Origin of the sequence: Acidovorax facilis, from assembly GCF_023913775.1 — a bacterium.
Classification (GTDB): domain Bacteria; phylum Pseudomonadota; class Gammaproteobacteria; order Burkholderiales; family Burkholderiaceae_C; genus Acidovorax; species Acidovorax facilis.
Map to the genome: position 1 here is coordinate 1 of NZ_JAMXAX010000122.1, position 18,281 is coordinate 18,281.

The 18,281-nt window shown below is 66.1% G+C and carries 15 protein-coding genes; 10 read left to right on the forward strand and 5 right to left on the reverse strand.

Annotated elements, in window-relative coordinates; genetic code table 11:
• Positions 1 to 570 precede the first annotated feature (570 nt).
• Genes sufB through sufT form a run of 6 tightly spaced genes read left to right on the forward strand, consistent with a single transcriptional unit; the run spans position 571 to position 6,402 of the window.
• Positions 571 to 2,025, forward strand: coding sequence for a Fe-S cluster assembly protein SufB (gene sufB, locus NFX52_RS23990; protein ID WP_055396489.1), 1,455 nt, complete (start codon positions 571 to 573; stop codon positions 2,023 to 2,025).
• A gap of 35 nt (positions 2,026 to 2,060) precedes the next feature.
• Positions 2,061 to 2,831 (forward strand): Fe-S cluster assembly ATPase SufC, encoded by a 771-nt coding sequence (gene sufC / locus NFX52_RS23995; RefSeq protein WP_055396491.1) that lies wholly within the window; start codon positions 2,061 to 2,063, stop codon positions 2,829 to 2,831.
• Positions 2,832 to 2,833: 2 nt separating this feature from the next.
• On the forward strand, positions 2,834 to 4,138 hold the full coding sequence (locus tag NFX52_RS24000) for a SufD family Fe-S cluster assembly protein (RefSeq protein WP_055396492.1): 1,305 nt from the start codon (positions 2,834 to 2,836) through the stop codon (positions 4,136 to 4,138).
• Complete coding sequence (locus tag NFX52_RS24005) at positions 4,131 to 5,387, forward strand: aminotransferase class V-fold PLP-dependent enzyme (protein WP_055396494.1); 1,257 nt, start codon at positions 4,131 to 4,133, stop codon at positions 5,385 to 5,387. Before NFX52_RS24000 ends, NFX52_RS24005 begins: the two co-directional genes overlap by 8 nt.
• The gene (sufU, locus tag NFX52_RS24010) at positions 5,384 to 5,857 is read left to right on the forward strand and encodes a Fe-S cluster assembly sulfur transfer protein SufU (RefSeq protein WP_055396496.1); all 474 of its coding nucleotides are present in this window, start codon (positions 5,384 to 5,386) and stop codon (positions 5,855 to 5,857) included. Before NFX52_RS24005 ends, sufU begins: the two co-directional genes overlap by 4 nt.
• Positions 5,854 to 6,402: a putative Fe-S cluster assembly protein SufT gene (gene sufT, locus NFX52_RS24015; protein ID WP_055396498.1), complete on the forward strand. Its 549-nt coding sequence runs from the start codon at positions 5,854 to 5,856 to the stop codon at positions 6,400 to 6,402. The genes sufU and sufT overlap by 4 nt, the downstream gene beginning before the upstream one ends.
• A gap of 129 nt (positions 6,403 to 6,531) precedes the next feature.
• Here sufT and fdxA read toward each other — a convergent pair whose 3' ends face one another.
• The 3 genes from fdxA to NFX52_RS24030 form a co-directional block, all read right to left on the reverse strand.
• Positions 6,532 to 6,855 carry a ferredoxin FdxA gene (fdxA, locus tag NFX52_RS24020; protein WP_055396500.1) on the reverse strand — a complete coding sequence of 108 codons (324 nt, stop codon included), beginning with the start codon at positions 6,853 to 6,855 and terminating at the stop codon, positions 6,532 to 6,534.
• 15 nt (positions 6,856 to 6,870) lie between these two features.
• Positions 6,871 to 7,167, reverse strand: a complete 297-nt coding sequence (locus NFX52_RS24025) for a DUF2249 domain-containing protein (protein ID WP_055396502.1) — start codon at positions 7,165 to 7,167, stop codon at positions 6,871 to 6,873.
• 67 nt (positions 7,168 to 7,234) lie between these two features.
• Positions 7,235 to 8,452 (reverse strand): NnrS family protein, encoded by a 1,218-nt coding sequence (locus NFX52_RS24030; protein ID WP_207402116.1) that lies wholly within the window; start codon positions 8,450 to 8,452, stop codon positions 7,235 to 7,237.
• Positions 8,453 to 8,572: 120 nt separating this feature from the next.
• On the opposite strand from NFX52_RS24030, the gene NFX52_RS24035 reads away from it, so the two are divergent.
• Positions 8,573 to 9,085, forward strand: a complete 513-nt coding sequence (locus tag NFX52_RS24035) for an Rrf2 family transcriptional regulator (protein WP_055396506.1) — start codon at positions 8,573 to 8,575, stop codon at positions 9,083 to 9,085.
• A 332-nt stretch (positions 9,086 to 9,417) separates the two neighbouring features.
• Here NFX52_RS24035 and NFX52_RS24040 read toward each other — a convergent pair whose 3' ends face one another.
• Positions 9,418 to 10,641 carry a helix-turn-helix transcriptional regulator gene (locus NFX52_RS24040; RefSeq protein ID WP_238385537.1) on the reverse strand — a complete coding sequence of 408 codons (1,224 nt, stop codon included), beginning with the start codon at positions 10,639 to 10,641 and terminating at the stop codon, positions 9,418 to 9,420.
• 191 nt (positions 10,642 to 10,832) lie between these two features.
• Between NFX52_RS24040 and NFX52_RS24045 the strand changes: the two genes are divergently transcribed.
• The 3 genes from NFX52_RS24045 to NFX52_RS24055 all read left to right on the forward strand — a co-directional run bounded on the left by NFX52_RS24045 (position 10,833) and on the right by NFX52_RS24055 (position 17,115).
• Positions 10,833 to 13,676, forward strand: a complete 2,844-nt coding sequence (locus tag NFX52_RS24045; RefSeq protein WP_055396508.1) for an IPTL-CTERM sorting domain-containing protein — start codon at positions 10,833 to 10,835, stop codon at positions 13,674 to 13,676.
• A gap of 55 nt (positions 13,677 to 13,731) precedes the next feature.
• Positions 13,732 to 16,089, forward strand: coding sequence for a glycosyl hydrolase family 18 protein (locus NFX52_RS24050; protein ID WP_055396515.1), 2,358 nt, complete (start codon positions 13,732 to 13,734; stop codon positions 16,087 to 16,089).
• Positions 16,090 to 16,461: 372 nt separating this feature from the next.
• Positions 16,462 to 17,115: a VOC family protein gene (locus NFX52_RS24055; RefSeq protein ID WP_055396509.1), complete on the forward strand. Its 654-nt coding sequence runs from the start codon at positions 16,462 to 16,464 to the stop codon at positions 17,113 to 17,115.
• 473 nt (positions 17,116 to 17,588) lie between these two features.
• Here the strand turns inward: NFX52_RS24055 and NFX52_RS24060 are convergent, their stop codons facing one another.
• The gene (locus NFX52_RS24060; protein ID WP_055396511.1) at positions 17,589 to 17,882 is read right to left on the reverse strand and encodes a hypothetical protein; all 294 of its coding nucleotides are present in this window, start codon (positions 17,880 to 17,882) and stop codon (positions 17,589 to 17,591) included.
• Between the last annotated feature and the right edge of the window lie 399 nt (positions 17,883 to 18,281).

Below are 18,281 nucleotides of genomic sequence, written 5' to 3' on the forward strand. Positions count from 1 at the left end.
GTCGGCGCCGACGACCTTCGCCGCTTTGTTCAGGAGTAGTGTTCACGTGTCCACCTAGAGTTGAGGTGGACACGAGGCTCCTACGAGTACGCCATTGTTTCAAGATGCCATGGCTGGCCGCTTACTCCTGCCCGACAGTTCGCTGCTTCTAAGTCGTCGGCCCGACGAGATCCAGGCTGTGCCTATCGCTCCCCCCGCAATCCGCAATCAGCTGGTACTCGCGATACCGCGGGCGCGCCCCGCTACCCGGCTGGAGGCGGAAGCAGCGAAGCTGCTGCGAGAACTGGACTTTAGAAATGGAGGCGGAACCGGGCATTGACGGGCTATTGATTTCCACGCAAACCTGACCCACCGAGGCTTTGCTGAAATTGGATCCATGCGAGTGCATCGTAGGTTGCCTGGCGGATCTGGCCTGCTGACCGTCAAATCACTCTTCCCCCTTCCGCCACAGGGTATCCAATCCTATTTAATGAATTAAAGAGGCATACAATATGAATCTTTAAGGCTCAATAGCCTAAATAGTGTCAGTCGCGTATCGAAGTCTCAACCCATCGCCGAAGGAGCCCCGCCATGACAGTCGTTGAACAAGCACCGCCGCTGACCAGGGCGTTGCAGCAGTCCTACCGACACGGGTTCACGACCGATGTGGAAAGCGATTCGCTGCCGCCGGGGCTGGACGCTGACACGGTGCGTGCCATCTCGCGCCGCAAGCGGGAGCCGGATTTCCTGCAGCAATGGCGTCTCGCAGCGCTGGAGCACTGGCATTCCATGGCGCATCCGCAATGGGGCCAGCTTCGGATCGAGCCGGTGGACTTTCAGGCGCTGAGCTACTACTCTGCGCCCAAGTCGCACAAGGACGGCCTCAAGAGCCTGGCCGAGGTGGACCCCAAGCTGCTGGAAACCTACGAAAAACTCGGCGTGCCGCTGCACGAGCGGGCACGCCTGGCCGGGGTGGCGGTCGACGCGGTGTTCGACTCGGTGTCCGTCGGCACCACTTTCCGTGAGCAGTTGGCCGAAGTCGGCGTGATCTTCTGCTCGTTCTCGCATGCGGTGCAACACCACCCCGCGCTGGTCGAGCGCTACCTGGGCACCGTGGTGCCCCCGGGCGACAACTTCTATGCGGCGCTGAATTCGGCGGTGTTTTCCGACGGCTCTTTCGTTTACATCCCCAAGGGCGTGCGCTGCCCGATGGAGCTGTCGTCGTACTTTCGCATTAACGCGGCCAACACCGGCCAGTTCGAGCGCACGCTAGTCATTGCGGAGGAAGGCAGCCATGTGAGCTACCTCGAAGGTTGCACGGCGCCGCAGCGCGACCAGCACCAGCTACACGCGGCGGTTGTTGAACTGATCGCCCACGACGACGCCCACATCAAGTATTCGACGGTGCAAAACTGGTACCCCGGCGACGAGCAGGGCCGTGGCGGCATCTACAACTTCGTCACCAAGCGGGGCCTCTGTGCGGGCCGGCGCTCGCACATTGCCTGGACGCAGATCGAGACCGGTTCGGCCATCACCTGGAAGTACCCCAGCGTGGTGCTGCGCGGCGACGATTCGCGCGGCGAGTTCCATTCGATTGCCGTGAGCAACCAATTCCAACAGGCAGACACCGGCACCAAGATGATTCATCTGGGCCGCGACACCAAGAGCCGCATCGTGTCCAAGGGCATCAGCGCAGGGCACGCGCAGAACAGCTACCGCGGCCTGGTGCGCGTGGCGCCCACTGCGGCCGGCGCCCACAACCACACGCAGTGCGACTCGCTGCTCATCGGCCCCGACTGCGGAGCCCACACCTTCCCGTACATCGAGACCGCGCGCAACGACGCCCTGGTGGAACACGAAGCCACCACCACCCGCATTTCCGAAGAGCGCCTGTTCTATTGCCAGCAGCGCGGCATCCATCCGCAGGACGCCACCGCCCTCATCGTCGGCGGCTTCTGCCAGGCGGTGCTGGACGAACTGCCCATGGAGTTCGCGCTCGAAGCCAAGGCGTTGCTGGCCGTCTCGCTCGAAGGTGCCGTCGGCTGAGTCCACCCCCCCCGATTTCCCAGGAGAGAACCACCATGACCCATGCCGAACCCCTGTTGCAGGTGCGCGATCTGCGCGTTGACGTTGGCGGCCGCCACGTGTTGAAGTCGATCTCGCTCGATGTCCCGGCCGGTGCACTGGTGGTGCTCATGGGCGCCAACGGGAGCGGCAAGAGCACGCTGGGCCTGACGCTGGCCGGCCATCCGCGCTACAGCGTGGTTGGCGGCGAAGCCCGCTTCGCAGGCCAGGACCTGCTGGCCATGAGCCCCGAGGTGCGCGCCCGCGCCGGGCTGTTTGTGTCGTTCCAGGCGCCGCCCGAGATCCCAGGCGTGAAGAACAACCTGTTTATCCGCACGGCCCTCAACGCTGTGCGCGAGGCGCGTGGCGAAGCGCCGCTGGATGCCTTCGATTTCCTGGGCGACGCGCGGGCCACTGCCGCCCGTCTGGGCCTGCCCGAGGCGATGCTGGCGCGCCCCGTCAACGACGGCTTTTCGGGCGGAGAGCGCAAGCGCAACGAACTGCTGCAGCTCGCCCTGCTGCGCCCGCGCCTGGCGCTGCTGGACGAGATCGACTCCGGCATGGACGTGGACGGCACCCGCGCGGTGGTGGGCCTGGTGCAGTCGCTGCGTGCGCAGGGCACGGCCTTCGTGGTGGTGTCGCACTACCTGCACCTGATCGAGTTGTTGCAGCCCGACGCGGTGCTGCGGGTGGACCAGGGCTGCATCGCCGAGACCGGCGATCTGGAACTGGCCCGCCAGATCGAGCGGACCGGGTTCGCGCGCGCGGCCGACGCACTGGAGGTCTGAGCATGGACACCGCACGCGCCGACATCCTGGCCGCCCGCCACCGATTGGAAGACTCGGGCTGGATCCCCCGCAACGCCGATGCGTTTCGCCACCTGCCGCCGCCCCCGGTCGCCGTCTGGCTGGGCGAGGCACCCGAAGCCGCACCGGCTAGCTGCGATGCCCCTCCGCTGATCGGCGCCGGCTGGACGCTGCACCTGCTGGGCGGTAGGCCGCAAGGCCGTGTGGACGCCCGTTGGCTCGACGCCGCCGACCCGGCCCAGCGCCAGGAGTTGTTCGCCGGGTTGCGCCTGCCGACCGGCACGGACAATGCAGGCGGCCGGGGCGACACTGCCCAGCAGGATGCCGCACCGTTCGCCTGGGTGCACCGCGCGTTGTGCCGCCGCGGTTTGCGGCTGCGCATCGGCGGGGAACCGGCCAGCCAGCGCGGTTCGGCCGAGACGGTGTGGATACAGCTGAGGCACCAGCCACGCAGCGCGGTCGAAGCGCCGATGCTGGTGATCGATGTGCAGGAGGGAGTGCACTGCGTGCTGGTGGAAACCCATCACCGTGAACAGGTGGCCTGCGAACAGCCGGTGGTGCAGAACCTGCACGCCCACATCCGCCTGGCCGCGGGCGCCACGCTGCAGCACCTGCGGAGCGTGCGCCCCGGGGCTGCCGACCAAGTCGCCCACCACCTGCAGCTTGAGTTGGGGCAGGGCGCGCGCTACGAGCAGGGCCTGATCGCCACGGGAGGCCGCTACCACCTGCAGCGCCAGGAGGTTGAGCTGACGGGCGACCGTGCCCAGGCCCACAGTGCGGGCCTGCTACTGGCGGCCACCGCCAATGTGGAACAACAGGTGCGCATGCTACACACCGGCGAGCGCACCCACAGCACCATCGAGACGCTGGCGCTGGCCAGCGGCGCGGCGCGCGCGGTGGTCAACGCCCACACCCGCATTGCTCCCCATGCCGCCGACGCTGAGGTGCGGCAGCGGCTGACGGGTGTGCCCACCAGCGGCCAGCCCCGGCTGGTACTGCGCCCGCACCTGGAGATCCACCATGACCAAGTGCAGGCGGCCCACGGCGCCACCTGGGGCGCCTTGCCGGAGGACGCGCTGTTCTATGCGCGCCAGCGGGGGCTGGACGAACGCAGTGCGCGCGGACTGATCATCGAAGGCATGGCCACCGCCTTGTTCGCGCGGGCGTTGGGTGATCCCCCGTTGATCGACTCGCTTGACCTCACGGCGCTGCTGCGCCAGGCGGTGGCCCAGCACCTGGGCGGCGACCCTGCCGCCTCCATGACCCAGCCGGAGGCCGCACATGGGTGACGCGTTTTTGATCGATCCTTTGGAGCCCGATGCTGTGCGTGCGCAGTTCCCGGTGCTCGCGCAGCGCATCTACGGTGCGGAGCTGGCTTACCTCGACAACGCGGCCACCACCCAGATGGCCATGCCGGTGCAGGAGGCGATGCGCGCCTTCGAGCAGCATGACCGGGCCAACATCCACCGTGGCGTGCATGCGCTGAGCCAGCGCGCCACGGATGCGTTCGAGCACGCGCGCAGCTCGCTCAAGCGCTTTGTCGGAGCGGGCGCAGACCACGAGCTGGTGTTCACCTCGGGCACCACCGATGCGCTGAACATGGTGGCCCATGGGCTCTCCACCAGCGGCATGCACCCGGCCTGGTTGCAGGCAGGCGACGAGATCGTGGTCAGCGGCCTGGAACACCATGCCAACCTCGTGCCCTGGCAGCAGGTGGCGCGGCGCACCGGGGCAGTGCTACGCGTGCTGCAGCCCGATGCCCAGGGGCGGCTGCACGCCGCGGATCTGCGCCCCCTGCTCAACGCCCGCACCCGCGTGCTGGCGCTCACCGCCTGTGCCAATGCCACCGGCGAGCGGCCGCCCTACGAGGACTTGCTCCAGTTGGCCGCCGACGCGGGCGCGCTGACCGTGCTCGACGCAGCACAGGCCATGGCCCACGCTGCGCCCGAGCTGTCTTCGCTGGCCTGCGACTTCATGGCCTTCTCGGGCCACAAGATGTACGGCCCCATGGGCACTGGCGCGCTGGTGGGCCGGCGCGTTGCGCTGGAACGCCTGGAGCCCTTGCGCTACGGTGGTGACATGGTGGCCTGGGTCAGCGCCACCGAGGCCAGCTTTGCCGAACTGCCAGCGCGGCTGGAAGGCGGCACCCCCAACGTGGCAGGCGCGATCGGCATGGCCGCTGCGGCAGGCTTCATCGACGGGGTCGGGCGTGATCGCATCGACGCCCACCTGAACGCGCTGCGAGAACACGCGGTGGCGGGTCTGGCCGCGATGCCCGGCGTCACGGTGCTGTCCGCCCACAGCCGCGTATCGGCCATAGTCTCGTTCGTTGCCGACCGCGTGCACCCGCACGACATCGGCACCTTGCTGGACCAGCGCGGCATCGCCGTGCGCACCGGCCACCACTGTGCCCAGCCGTTGCTCGAACACCTGGGCGTGGGGCCCACCACGCGTGCATCGTTCGCGCTCTACAACACACACGCCGAGGTGGAGCGCCTGCTCGCTGGCGTGGCACATGCCCTCAAGGTGCTGCAATGACTTCAGAAACTGCCGCCGAACTCGACCTCTACCAGGACGTGGTGATGGACCACAAGCGCGCGCCGCGCCACTTCGGCACTCTGGCCGCGCCGACCCACCAGGCGCGCGGCCAGAACCCGCAATGCGGGGACGACCTGCAGGTGGCCCTGGTGGTTGACAACGGGCGCGTGAGCGACATCCGCTTCAATGGCCAGGGCTGCGCGATCTGCATTGCGTCGGCGTCGATGATGACCGAAGCGGTGCTGGGGCAGGAGGTGGCGCTAGCGCAGGCCTTGCAGGCGCGCTTTCGGGCCGTGCTCACGGGCCAGATGGTGTCCGAAGAGGCGCCCCTGGGCAAGCTGGTCAGCCTGGCGGGCGTTCGCCACTACCCCGGCCGCATCAAGTGCGCCCTGCTGGGCTGGCATGCCCTGATGCACGCTTTGGCCGCCGAGGCCAAGAGCGACAACTCCGCGCTGGAGGTCACGCCATGAGCGCGCGCCGCGAACGGGTGATCGTCCGCCGCGATGTCGAGGTGGTTTGCGTACCCGATGGAACCCCGGCCGAACTGACCGCGGGTACGCTGGTGCAGATCACCCAGGCGCTGGGCGCATCGTTCACCTTGTTGGTCGAAGGCCAGCTGATGCGCCTGGCCGGTGCGGACGCCGACGCCATCGGCAAGCCGGTGCCGACGGCTCCGGTGCTGGAGCAGGCGGAGGGGCCCGAAGGTGTGCGGGCGCAGGTATGGCAGGCGCTCAAGACCTGCTACGACCCGGAGATTCCGGTGGACATCGTGGAGCTCGGCCTGGTCTATGCGTGCGACGTGCTGCCGATAGATGGCACGGGTGATTTCAGGGTGTCGATCGAAATGACCCTGACGGCGCCCGGCTGCGGCATGGGGGACCTGCTGGTCGAAGAGATCCACGAGAAGCTGCTGGCCTTGCCCCGCGTGACACATGTGGATTTGGATTTTGTGTTCGATCCGCCCTGGGACCGGTCCAGGATGTCCGAAGCCGCGATGCTGTCGCTGGGCATGTAAAAGGGTGAAACGGTGAGCGGGGCGGAACGCTCGCAGCATCGCTCTTTCCGTCCATTCCTCTCATTTCGCCTTCCGCACCCAGCGCAGCGGCCGCGTGGGCCGCGTGCGCCGGGGTGAAGTTTTCTACCGTTACCGTTTGAGCTCTTCGCGCTTGTCCTGAACCTTGCTCCACGCGTCGGCATCGGGCAGCGCGGGCTTGGTGCGGGTGATGGGCTTCCACTGCCGGGCCAGTTCGGCGTTGAGCGGCGTGAAGTCGCGCTGGTCGGCGGGCACGTCTTCTTCGGCATAGATGGCGGCAACCGGGCATTCCGGCACGCAGACCGCGCAGTCGATGCACTCGTTCGGGTCGATCACCAGAAAGTTCGGCCCTTCGCGAAATGCGTCCACCGGGCAAACGTCGACGCAATCCGTGTATTTGCAGCTGATGCAGGCTTCGGTGACCACGAAGGTCATGGCAATGGCTCCCGCTCAGCCGCCGCAGGACCCGCAACAGGAGTCCACGCCGTGCACGGGCTTGCTGCTCGCGGGTTTGGCGATCTCGACACGCCATTGTTCGGGGCCGCTTTCCAGCGCAGTCCATTGGAAGGCGCCGTAGAGGCCGCTGTCGAACTGCCCGCGCAGCGGCAGCGGGTTGTGGTCGTTGATGAGTTCTATGGCCGCACCGGGCGGCAGCGCTATGAAGGTGGTGAATACCAGCGAGTGGCGTTGTTGTGGAGCAATGGTGCGCAGATCCACGGTGGGGGAAGAGGCGGTGGTGGATGTCATGAAAGGTCCTTGCGTGGTTGAAAAAGAAAGCAGTTGAGGGAAAAGGTGGGCGGCAGGAAGATGCGCCTCAGCCGTCCTTGCCGTCCGAGCGCGTCTGGAGCAGCCAGGGTGTGTAGATGTAGAGGTAGATCGCAAACGCCACCGACCAGCCGGCTGCAGACAACACCAGGGCCAGGGGCAGCCACGTGGGCAGGGCCAGTGGCAGCGCCACGCGGACGGCTGCCGCCAGCATCACCAGCGCATAGGCCATCGTCTCGGGGCGGGACACCTGCAGCGCACGCCCGGTGTGCCCGCGGGCGGTGCGGGTGATCATTCCGATGATGAGACCGGCGGTGGCGCCCACCGCCAGCGCATGCACGCCGGCGGAACTGCTGATCGCGCCTAAGCGGGCAGCGGCGAGCAGGGCCAGACCGATGGGAATCCACGCGTACGAAAGGTGCAGGATCCACAGGATCGGGCGGCGCCGGGTGATGGCAGGCTGCCACTGCAGCATCCGTCCGGCCTGGACCACCGCTGCGAGCGACAAGACCACGCCAGCCGCCATGCCCCAGCCTGCCGTGGCGGGGGCGAAGACCCACAGCACCAGGGCCAGCGCGGTCAGCGCCAGCGCTGCGCGCTCCACCATTGCGCGCACCTGCAGTTTCAGGCCAGGGGTGGCGCTCATGGTGAAGGCGGGAATCACGCGGCCCGCGATCACGCACTCGATCATCACGATCAGGGCGAGTGCTGCGTACAAGGGCGTCATCGGGGACATTTCCAGCACGCCAGCCGCCCCCAGGTGGAAGAAGCCGTTGGCCAGCGCGAGGAGCATCAGTATGGCCGCCAGCGGCAGGTTGCGCCGGTTGCGCGCGCGCAGCAGCAGGCGCGTGAGCACCGCTGCCACCAGCGGCAGCAGCGCCAGGTCCAGCACGGCATACAGCGCGTAGGGGCCGGTCACCGCAGCCGCCCGTGCCGCGAGCCACAGCAGCGCCAGCGCGCCCAAAGCCGCGTCCCTTGGGGTGGTCAGCTCCGTCCAGGCCTTCACGGCGGTCAGCAGAAACCCAAGGATCACTGCGACCGCAAAGCCGAACAGCATCTCGTGCGCATGCCACAGCAGCGGCGGCAGTGCCAGGGCCAGATTCCATTGCCCCAGGTACATGGTCACCCACAGCGGAATCGATAGCAGCGCAAACGCCGCAGCCCCTAGGTAGAAGGGCCTGAATCCCAGTCTCAGCAGCGGCCAGCCCGAAAGCTGTGGCGCTGCGGTGGGCTCGATGGGCGAAGCGTGCAAGGGCGGGCTGGACATGATGGCTGGGCAATGCAGGTCGGCTGGACCCTGCAAAAACCTTGTAAGAGGTATGTGAAATGAATCTTATAACCAAAGCGGTTTTAAAAGAATATATTAGATGAATCTTTAAGGGCATCCATGCGACTTGCTGAGTACACCGACTACACACTGCGCGTTCTGATGTACTGCGCGGCCCGCCCGCAGCAGCTGGTGACCATCAGCGAGCTTGCCCAGCACCACGGGGTGTCCAGAAACCATTTGATGAAGATCGTCAACGACCTGGCTAGGCAGGGTGTACTGGCCACCACGCGCGGGCGGGGCGGCGGTCTGCGGTTGCTGAAGGACCCGACCGGGCTGCGCATCGGTGATGTGGTGCGCGCCTCTGAAACTGATTTCCGGCTGGTCGAGTGTTTCGACCCCGACTCTAACCAGTGCACGTTGTCACCGACCTGCCGCTTGAAGGGGGTGTTCAACACCGCGCTGAGTGCCTACTTCAGGGAGCTCGACAGCATGACGCTCGCCGACATCGTTGCGCCCGTGTCGGCACAAGCCGTGGGGGGGCATGCTTTGCCGCCGCTTGGCGCAGTGACTCCGGTGGCGGCGCCTCGAAGCCTTCGGAAGCTCGCCGGCAAGGCAATGTCCGGTGAGTGAGAGTCAGACCGCTCCGAGGCATCAAGACCTGACGAGCGAGTTGACGACGCATGGTCTGGAAATCAACACGCTGCGCTTAGAAAGCACTCAGGCATCAATTTTGCAGCCTCGGACAATAGCGATCGAGATGATCTGGGCCATTTCCAACGTACCTGACTCCACCCCCAAGGGAGAAGGGGGCGCCTGGAGGCTGCCTCGCCAATCCCTGGCTCAAAGTATGCGTTTTCGCGTTAAAGCGTCGGCTCGCACCCCGCATGGATGGAGATAGTCGTTAAATCCAGGCATTCATCCCACTGGCCTCTGGTACGTGGGCTGCTAGGCGTACCAAGAAGCTACCTTTGCGCACCGCCTGCCGCCATAGCATCGGCCGCTTGTCCCGGCGCCAGTAGCATCAGCCTCGCGCTCAGAGCCACCAGATCCTGCTGGCGCTGGGTGCGGGTCTTGAGCAGAAGGGTGCTCATCTGCGTGCGTACTGTGCGGATACGCACGCCGCGCGCGTCGGCAAAGTCCTGCGGAGTCCGACCGCGCATCAACGCCAGCAGCAGGGCGCCTTCGGCCGGGCTCAAGCGGTAGGCCTGGCTCACCAGGGCGACGGCGGCGGCCGCGTCCAGCGTTCTCTCCATCAGAACCCAGGCCACTCCAGGGGCCGCGTGGTTCAAGCCCAGCGCGGCCAGATCGCCCACAGCCAGCGAGACCAGCAGCAGTCCGCCCGGCAGCTCGGCGCAGCCACTTTTGCCGCGCATGGACTGCGCGAACAGCGCGCCCAGCGCCGCATCTGTCTGCCGAACGTTTGCGATGCCCGTGAGCAGCTTGCGCAGGCTTCCATGCCCGGGGTTCACGGCGAGGCGCCGCGCGCGGGCGTTAGCGTGCAGCAGTCGCCCGCCTACGTCAAAGAACAACATGCCCATGGGCAGGCGTTCCATTAGCTCCTCCAGTCCCTGTGTGCGCGTACGCAATGACAGCATCTCGCGGTGCAAGAAGGCGGCGTGCTGCAACGCTCCGAACTCAGCATGAAAGCGCCGCATCTGTTCGGCCGTGAAGCCATCGTCGTCCCTGAGGCGATAGACCGACGCGAACAGGTGGCCCCCGGGGTGCCGCGCGTTCCACCCGCCACCAAACATACGTGTGCCGATGCCGTGTGGGCGCAAGAAATCGTTGTAGAACGCCGTCTGCCGAAAGCGTTGTGCCGCAGGGGCTGGTGCATCTGTAACCACCGAAATGCCGCCGGGGCCAGCTTGGGTGTAGCCCGACATGGCGGCATCCCACAGTGGGTCCTGCTCGCGATACAGCGCGGCGTAGCGCAGCGTGGCCTCGGCCGTCACTCCCCTGCCTACCAACGCAGGCGCGCCCTCTGCGGAGGGCGCGTGCAACCAGTATCGCGGGTCGGGGTGTTCGGCAAAGCGCGGCCCCCACTGCGCCAGTTGCTCTGGCCCACTGGCAAGGACGAACCAGCCTATCTGGTCGGCGCCCAGGCTGATGGCATAGCTGTGTAGCGCCTCACCCCAGCGCTCATCGTCGGCCACGGCGCCCAGCAGATCGGTCAGTGCGTGATGCAAGGGTTTTTCCTTTTTAGCGGCGCTGATTGTGCGGGACTGCCGCAACGCGCGCTATTCCTCTGGGAATACCCCGAACCAAATTTGCAACGTTGTGCCAACTAACGCACACATATCGGTCAGGTGACCGATAGCCAGAAAGCACGGGCGTTCCAAGAATCGCGGGATTCTGTTTGCTCTCTGGAGATCCCCCAATGACCACCCCCGCATGGGCCGTTACGGCCCGTCGCGTACTGCACGCCGCCGCGCTGTGCCTGGGCGTTGCCAGCACTGCGCACGGCGCGGGCTGGCAGGCTGCCGGCAGTTATACCGGCGCGCGCTACCAGCACACCTCCACGCAACTGGCCGATGGTCGCGTGCTCCTCGCCGGGGGGCGCGGCAGCGGCGTGCTGGCCAGCACGCAGCTCTACGACACGGCCACGGGTCGCTGGGTTGGCGGCCCCGCACTGCCCGGCCCGCGCGCGGGCCACACGGCCACGCCGCTGCGTGACGGCACGGTGCTCATCGCGGGCGGCGAAGGCGGTAGCGCAGCTTCGGTGCGAGAAGCCGCCACCTTCGACCCGCAGAGCGGCGCGTTCACCGCCACCGACACCACCATGTCGCTGCGCCGCAGCCAGCACACGGCCACGCTGCTACAAGACGGCCGCGTGCTCGTCGCCGGCGGTCGGGGCACTGCGGGCCAAGAGGGGCTGAAGTCCGCCGAAATCTACGACCCCGCCACCCGCACCTGGGACAGCACCGGCGCCATGCCAGGGATGGGCGCGCGCCAGCACACGGCCACACTGCTGCGCGACGGACGTGTGTTGGTGGTGGGCGGCATGGATAACGGAGAAAGCCCCACCAACGCAGCTGCCCTTTGGGACCCTGCCACAGGCACCTGGACCAACGCCGCCCCCCTACCCGCGCGACGCATGAACCACACCGCCACGCTGCTGCCTGACGGCCGCGTGTTCGTGGCAGGCGGCAACAATGCGGACGGCGCGCTGGGCGACACGCTGCTGTACGACGTAGCCACCAACACCTGGACGCCCGCCACCTCGCTGCACGTGGCGCGCACGCAGCACAGCGCCGCGCTGCTGCCCGACGGCCGCGTGCTGCTTGCGGGGGGCGCATCAGACGACGCCAGCGGAACGCCCACAGCGGCAGTGGGAATCTTCAACCCCGCCACCAGTCTGAGCAGTGTCTATGCCCCGATGGCACAGGCACGCGGCCAGCACAGCGCACTGCTGCTGCATACGGGCGAGCTGCTTGTGGCAGGTGGCGAGGGTGCTAGCGGTGCGGTGGCGAGTGCAGAGCGGCAGCAACTAAATGCGCTGGACGCAGCCACCACAGGCCCGTTGCCCGCGCTGCGCCAGAACCATCGAGCCACCGCGTTGCAGGATGGATTGGTACTCGTCACCGGGGGCATCGTGGCCAGCGGTGGCTCGGCCAACCCCTCCGCGACCACGCTGCGGTATGGCATCGCCACCGGCTTGTGGCAGCCTGCAGCTCCGATGGCCGACGCGCGCCGCTACCACACGCAAACCTTGCTGGCCGATGGCCGCGTGCTGGTGGCGGGCGGCTCGGAGGCTCTCGCCAGCGCCGAGCTGTACGACCCCATTGCCAACCAGTGGGCCCCAACCCCCGCGCTGCTGCAGGGCCGCTACGACCACACCGCTACGTTGCTGCCCGGCGGCGACGTGCTGGTGGCCGGCGGCAGCAATGGCTTCAGCACCAACGTTGGCATGGCCGAGATCTACCGCCCCAGCGCCAACCTGTGGGTGTCGGCCGGCGCTATGCTGAACTCCCGCCACGGCCACACGGCAACGCTTCTGGCCGATGGCCGTGTGCTCGTGGCCGGCGGCAACGTCGCCAACGGCCAAGGCACCGCGACTGTGGAGTTCTACAACCCCGCGACCGGCACCTGGACGGCCGGCCCCAGCCTGCAGCAGGCCCGCAACCAGCACACAGCCACGCTGCTGGCCGACGGGCGCGTGCTGGTGGCAGGGGGCCACACCTTCGCCGGAGGCTACTTGGCTAGTGCCGAAATCTACAACCCCGCCACCAACACCTGGCAGGCCACGGGCCCGCTGCAGCAGGCGCGCAATGTGCATACCGCCACACTGCTGGTCGATGGCCGGGTGTTCGTCACTGGGGGGGGCTACAACGGCGGAAGCGTTGCCGCCACTGAGGTGTATGACCCCGGTTCCGGTACGTGGCAAACGGCTGGTCCCATGCCTCAGGCGCGTAACAGCCACACCGCAACCCTGCTGGCCAACGGGCAGGTGCTGGTGGTGGGTGGGCTGCAGTCGAACTCGGCACCCGCGCTTCTTTATGGGCACCAAATCGGCGTGCCTGATGCGCGTCGCCCGCGTATCACGTCCTACCCCACGCAGCTCGCAGTTGGCGCGGCACTGCAACTGCTGGGGCAGCGCTTCACCGGCGACGGCGAAGCCAGCGGCGGCGGCACCAGCCAGTCCGCCACTCCCGCGCCACTGCTGCGCCTGCAGCGCGTGGACAACGGCGCCGTTGCGTGGCTGCCAGCCTCGGCGTCGGAAGCGGCCAGGTTCACCGCGCGCGCCCTGCCGCCGACCACAGTCCCCGGCCCGTACACGGCCACGCTGTTCGCCAATGGCATGGCGTCCGACTCAGTGCCGATGCTGGTGGTGCCCGCAGGCGGGCCGAACGCTCCGACCAACGTCAATGCCATGCCCGGCGACGCGCAAGTCACCGTGCGGTGGCAGGCACCGGTGGGCGGCACCGCGCCCACGTCTTACACCGTCACCGCCCAGCCCGGCGGCGCGAGCTGTACCGTACAGGCGCCCGCCACTACCTGCACGGTGTCGGGCCTTACCAACGGCACCACCTACACCTTCACCGTCACTGCCAACAACGCTGGCGGCAGCGCGTCGGCCCCGCCCACTGGTGGCGTGGCGCCCGCGCCCAGGCCAGTGGTTGGCGGCGCGCAGGCCATCCCTACATTGGGCGAATGGGGCGTGCTGCTGCTCGCCGCGCTGATGCTGCTGGCCGGTCTGCACACACGTCGCTTTGTTGTTTGACTATCAAAAGGAGAGCATCCAGCGCTTTCCTTGAAAGCGCTGGATGGCAAAATACATGAAAAAATTCACAATTCCCCATTGGACTACACGCGCCCTGGCTGCATCACTGCTGCTGGCCTGCACCCAGGCTTTCGCGCTGGAATGCGCCCCAGGCCAATGGCTGGCGGAGTATTTTCCCAACACCAAGCTGGCAGGTAACGCCGTGCTGGAGCGCTGTGAGAGTGGTCCCATCGACTACTACTGGATGACCGACAGCCCAGCCCCCAAGTTGCCGGTGGACGGCTTCTCCGCGCGCTGGACGGCAAGTCTGCCATTCGCTGGGGGCGCAGCTAAGTTCACGACGTATACTGACGACGGTGTGCGCGTGTTCGTAGATGGCAAACGCATCATCAACAACTGGACCGTGCACGGCATCACGATGGACGCGGCCTCCGTGCGTCTCTCGGAAGGCCGCCACACGGTGCGCATGGAGTACTTCGAGGCGGGCGGCGAAGGACTCGCGCAGCTCTTCATTGAAGGCACGGCACCGACCACGCCACCGCCCCAGCCTCCACGTATCCAGGCGTTCACGGCCCAGCCCGACGTGATCGAGGCGGGCAACAGCAGCATCCTCTCGTGGAGTACAGAGAATGCCACGGCCTGTACCGCCACGGGAGGCTGGAGCGGAGAGCAGGCAGGCACTGGTGGCACCAGCGTGCGGCCCACCGTCACCACCACCTACGGCCTGAGCTGCCGCAACGCGGCTGGCTCCACCACGGCGGCATCGGCCACGGTGACTGTGCGCAAGACACAGCAGCCCCCCACCATCGGCAGTTTCAGTGCCACGCCCACACGCATCATGGCGGGCCAGAGCGCCCAACTGGCCTGGCAGGCCCACAACGCGACCACTTGCACGGCATCGGGCGGCTGGAGTGGGCCGCGCGCGGCCGAGGGCAACGAACTGGTGCGCCCCGCAGCGAACGCGGCGTACACGCTGACCTGCACCAACACCGCGGGCCAAAGCGTGGCCGCCACCACCCAGGTGGCCGTGGAGGCCACCAATCCGCTGCCACCCGTGGGCGGCGTGACGGCCGCCAGGACCAGCGGCGGGGTGAGCGTGGGATGGAACCCCGCCGCCCAGAGCGGCAAATGGGTCAACGGCTACTACGCGGGTTGGTTCTGGGAAGCGTACCCGCCCGAAGCCGTGGACATGGGCACCATGACGCACTTCGTCTTCGGCCGCTATGCGCCCGCGCTCGGTTCACTGCCCGGTGGCCGGGCGGGCGATCTGCTCGAAGGCGCCGGCTCGGGCCACCTGGCCAACGTGGAGGACGCGCTGATCGCCAAGGCCCACGCCGCGGGCGCCAAGGCGGTGATGATGGTGGGCGGAGACAGCGACGGGCCCGGTTTTGTTGCCGCCACCGCCAATGCCACGGTGCGCGCACGCTTCATCAAGAACGTCCTCGACAAGGCCGTCCAGAAGAACTACGACGGCGTGGACATCGATTGGGAAGAGAACCTCGACACTGCGGCTACCCGCGCCCAGGCCTTGGCGCTGCTGCGCGAGCTGCGCGCCGCCTCGGCGCTTCGTGCCCGCTACCAGGCGCCGAACGCGCCGCTGGAACTGAGCTGGCCCGGCTTCTGGGTCAACAAGAACGACCCCGATATCACGCCCTGGCACGCGGAGGTGGCCGCCACAGTCGATCGTTTCAACCTGATGACCTACAGCATGGCCGGCGACTGGGGATGGCAGTCGTGGCACCACTCGCCGCTGTCCGGTGCGGGCGATCTGTACCCGACCTCGATCGAATCGACGGTGCAGGCCTATCTGGACATGGGCATCGCGCGCTCCAAGCTAGGTATCGGCATTGGCCTGTACGGTGCGTACTACAACAGTCCAGTCACGGGGCCGCGCCAGAGCATGGACGGCATGCAAGGCTGGATGAACAACGGCGACTGGGAGAACAACTACCAGCGCCTGGTGAACGACAACGCCTTCAACCGCACGGGCGCCACGTACCACTGGGACGACGTGGCCAAGCAAGGCTACATGACCTACTCGCCACCCTGGAACCGTGGCACGAACACGCCGGTCACCTACCTGAGCTTCGAAGACGAGCGCTCCATCGCCGAGAAAGGCAAATGGGTGCGCGAGCAGGGCCTGGGCGGCACACTGGTGTGGACCATCAACTATGGCTACCTGCCGCAGTCGAACAGCAATCCGCAGATGCAGGCAGTCAAGCAGGCCTTCATCGCAGACAGCGCCACGCGCTACCGCATATACCGCGACGGTGTGGTCATTGCAACGGTCACCGGCTTGAGTTACACGGACGTTACGCCCCCGCTCGGTAGCCACTACTACCAAGTCAGCGTCTTGGATGCGGCGGGTAACGAGGGACCACAGTCTGCCCCGGTAACGGTACAGCTCCCCTAAGTGAACAAGAGGATGGCTCGCGCTAGGTCCTAAGCGCTTTGGACCTAGTTTCGTTGAGGAAAATTATCCACAAGTCGAACCAAGCAAGTTCACCTTTCTCGTTCGGTATTACCGAGAAGATCCGAGGCACATCAACGGCCGAGGTGCATCCATCGAGCAGGACGGGTTTGCTACCGCCGAAAGATTTATGCGAAGTCGCAACACGGCTCAATTGGGCGTTGCTGCGTGCTAGCCTATAGGCAAAGTTCTTGTGGTAGTGGAGTTGAGACGGGCGCTAGTCTTGAAAACTCTGACCGCAAGCCACCTCCTGGAGTAGTCAGAGTCCAACATAACCCGTACCGTCCAGTTGATCCCGCTGGCTTTGCGGTCCAAATGACGTTGGGCTTCACAGAACACATGGTGTCGCGCCTCGACCACATCACCATCGTTGCACCGAGCCTCGTCGCGGGATCAGCCTACGTCGAGGCCGCTCTCGGCGTAGCCCCGGGGCCGGGCAGAGAGCATCCGAGCATGGCTACGCATAACCTGCTGCTGTCGCTGGGGTCTTCAGTTTACCTAGAGGTGATTGCTGCTAACCCTGACGCAGCGCCTGTTTCGCGGGCTCGCTGGTTTGGCATCGACGAGATTCTGGACGGCAGTACACCTCGTTTGGCCGCCTGGGTGGCGAGTACAAATGACATTGCTGCCGCGACCGTGCCTGCCCTTGGTCAGGTTGAGACGATGTACCGTGAGTCCCACACTTGGCAGATGGCGTTCCGTCCCGACGGCGCACTCGCGTTGGATGGGGCTGCGCCGCTATTGATTCAACGGGCCGTTGACGCGAATCCTATCGCAACGATGCCCGCAAGCCCACTTCAGATCAGGGAACTTCAAATACAGCATCCAGCCCCGGAAGAAGTTCTCGCACTCTTTGCCGCCATTCGCCTAGCCTCAACACCGAGCGTCACAGTCGCCCGAGGCGCGACATGTGCTTTGGTTGCCGAGATTCAAACGCCGTCAGGGCTGCGCAGGCTTGGTGGGGCCTAGCCCTCGCTCAAGCGGAGCGCCAACGGCTGCTTTTGGCGGTGATAGTACTCATTCGCTCGCGGTCGTCATATGTCCGCAATCAGCTTGAGCCGACCTCCCCTAAAGGATTCTGGGGTTTGTCGTTGCAGCGCGATTGGAAGAGTTGACGACTTTAAATTGGCGGCCACTTGGCTAGGCAGTTCGCTAGGCCGCATGGATGCTGGGCGGGTGTTTACGATCAGAATAGTTGCGATTCGGAGATGCGGGCAAGAGCGAAGAAGGAAGCCCCGTGGGAACCGCCTTCATCCTCGATCCCCGCGCCGGATGCGCAAAACGCGCAGGGATAGACAGCTGCTTGCCGAGGCATAGGTGTAGCAACAAAAAGGGCTCCCAGTGGGAGCCCAGTTTGCTTGCCTGACAGTGAGGAAAACACTCCCCATGGCAGCAGCACCCGCGAAGTGCCGCCACCATGGGAAGGCCCGCAACTGCGTCAATTACATGGCGCTGAATTCGCCGTGGGGAATCTTGCCGGTGCGCAGGGCTTCGGCTGCCTGGGCACGCACTGCAGCCCGGTCAGCTGTGGAGGTGTATGTCACCACGCGCGAGCCAGCGGGTTCCTGGCTGCGGGTCTGGGCCACCGTGGCGGCTTCCGCTTGCACTTCAGCACGGGTGCGGTTGGTGTCGAACTGGAGCGCAAATTGCGAGCCATCGGCTTCGTCAGCGTGGACGCCGAAAGAGGCGAAAGCAGCAACAGCGGCTATAGAGAGGAAACGGGCAGTCGTGTTCATGGTGCAAATCCTTGGATAAAAGCGTCTCAAAAAAAGCCGGAACAAAGCGCCAAAAGCGGATGCTGAAAACTACTTCAAACCGGGTTCGGTGAGTCGCCTTGCGGGCTCGGCTCATCGATGGATTGAACTGTACGCCGGTGCTGTTCAGAGAAAAACTATCCAGTCGCAAACTAACTGTTCCAGTATTGGAAACAATTGATCTGCTGCGCCAAGAAGCGCTTCGCAGGGAGGGGGTATGCAGGGATTGGAGGCCCATGGGCGTATTTCACCCACTAGGAGGCCGTCGGACTTGAGCCGCGCGGGTCTATTGCGTCGACCCCGCAGCGCCGTTCGCGGCGGCGCGAGGCGGAGTCTGCCTTTTCGACTCGGCTGAGACCGCTGCGAGTCGCCCAAGACCCG

Coding starts and splice junctions, on each gene's coding strand:
- sufB (WP_055396489.1), top strand. CDS start 571: ATGACAGTCGTTGAACAAGCACCGCCGCTGACCAGGGCGTTGCAGCAG.
- sufC (WP_055396491.1), top strand. CDS start 2,061: ATGACCCATGCCGAACCCCTGTTGCAGGTGCGCGATCTGCGCGTTGAC.
- NFX52_RS24000 (WP_055396492.1), top strand. CDS start 2,834: ATGGACACCGCACGCGCCGACATCCTGGCCGCCCGCCACCGATTGGAA.
- NFX52_RS24005 (WP_055396494.1), top strand. CDS start 4,131: ATGGGTGACGCGTTTTTGATCGATCCTTTGGAGCCCGATGCTGTGCGT.
- sufU (WP_055396496.1), top strand. CDS start 5,384: ATGACTTCAGAAACTGCCGCCGAACTCGACCTCTACCAGGACGTGGTG.
- sufT (WP_055396498.1), top strand. CDS start 5,854: ATGAGCGCGCGCCGCGAACGGGTGATCGTCCGCCGCGATGTCGAGGTG.
- fdxA (WP_055396500.1), bottom strand. CDS start 6,855: ATGACCTTCGTGGTCACCGAAGCCTGCATCAGCTGCAAATACACGGAT.
- NFX52_RS24025 (WP_055396502.1), bottom strand. CDS start 7,167: ATGACATCCACCACCGCCTCTTCCCCCACCGTGGATCTGCGCACCATT.
- NFX52_RS24030 (WP_207402116.1), bottom strand. CDS start 8,452: ATGTCCAGCCCGCCCTTGCACGCTTCGCCCATCGAGCCCACCGCAGCG.
- NFX52_RS24035 (WP_055396506.1), top strand. CDS start 8,573: ATGCGACTTGCTGAGTACACCGACTACACACTGCGCGTTCTGATGTAC.
- NFX52_RS24045 (WP_055396508.1), top strand. CDS start 10,833: ATGACCACCCCCGCATGGGCCGTTACGGCCCGTCGCGTACTGCACGCC.
- NFX52_RS24050 (WP_055396515.1), top strand. CDS start 13,732: ATGAAAAAATTCACAATTCCCCATTGGACTACACGCGCCCTGGCTGCA.
- NFX52_RS24055 (WP_055396509.1), top strand. CDS start 16,462: ATGACGTTGGGCTTCACAGAACACATGGTGTCGCGCCTCGACCACATC.
- NFX52_RS24060 (WP_055396511.1), bottom strand. CDS start 17,882: ATGAACACGACTGCCCGTTTCCTCTCTATAGCCGCTGTTGCTGCTTTC.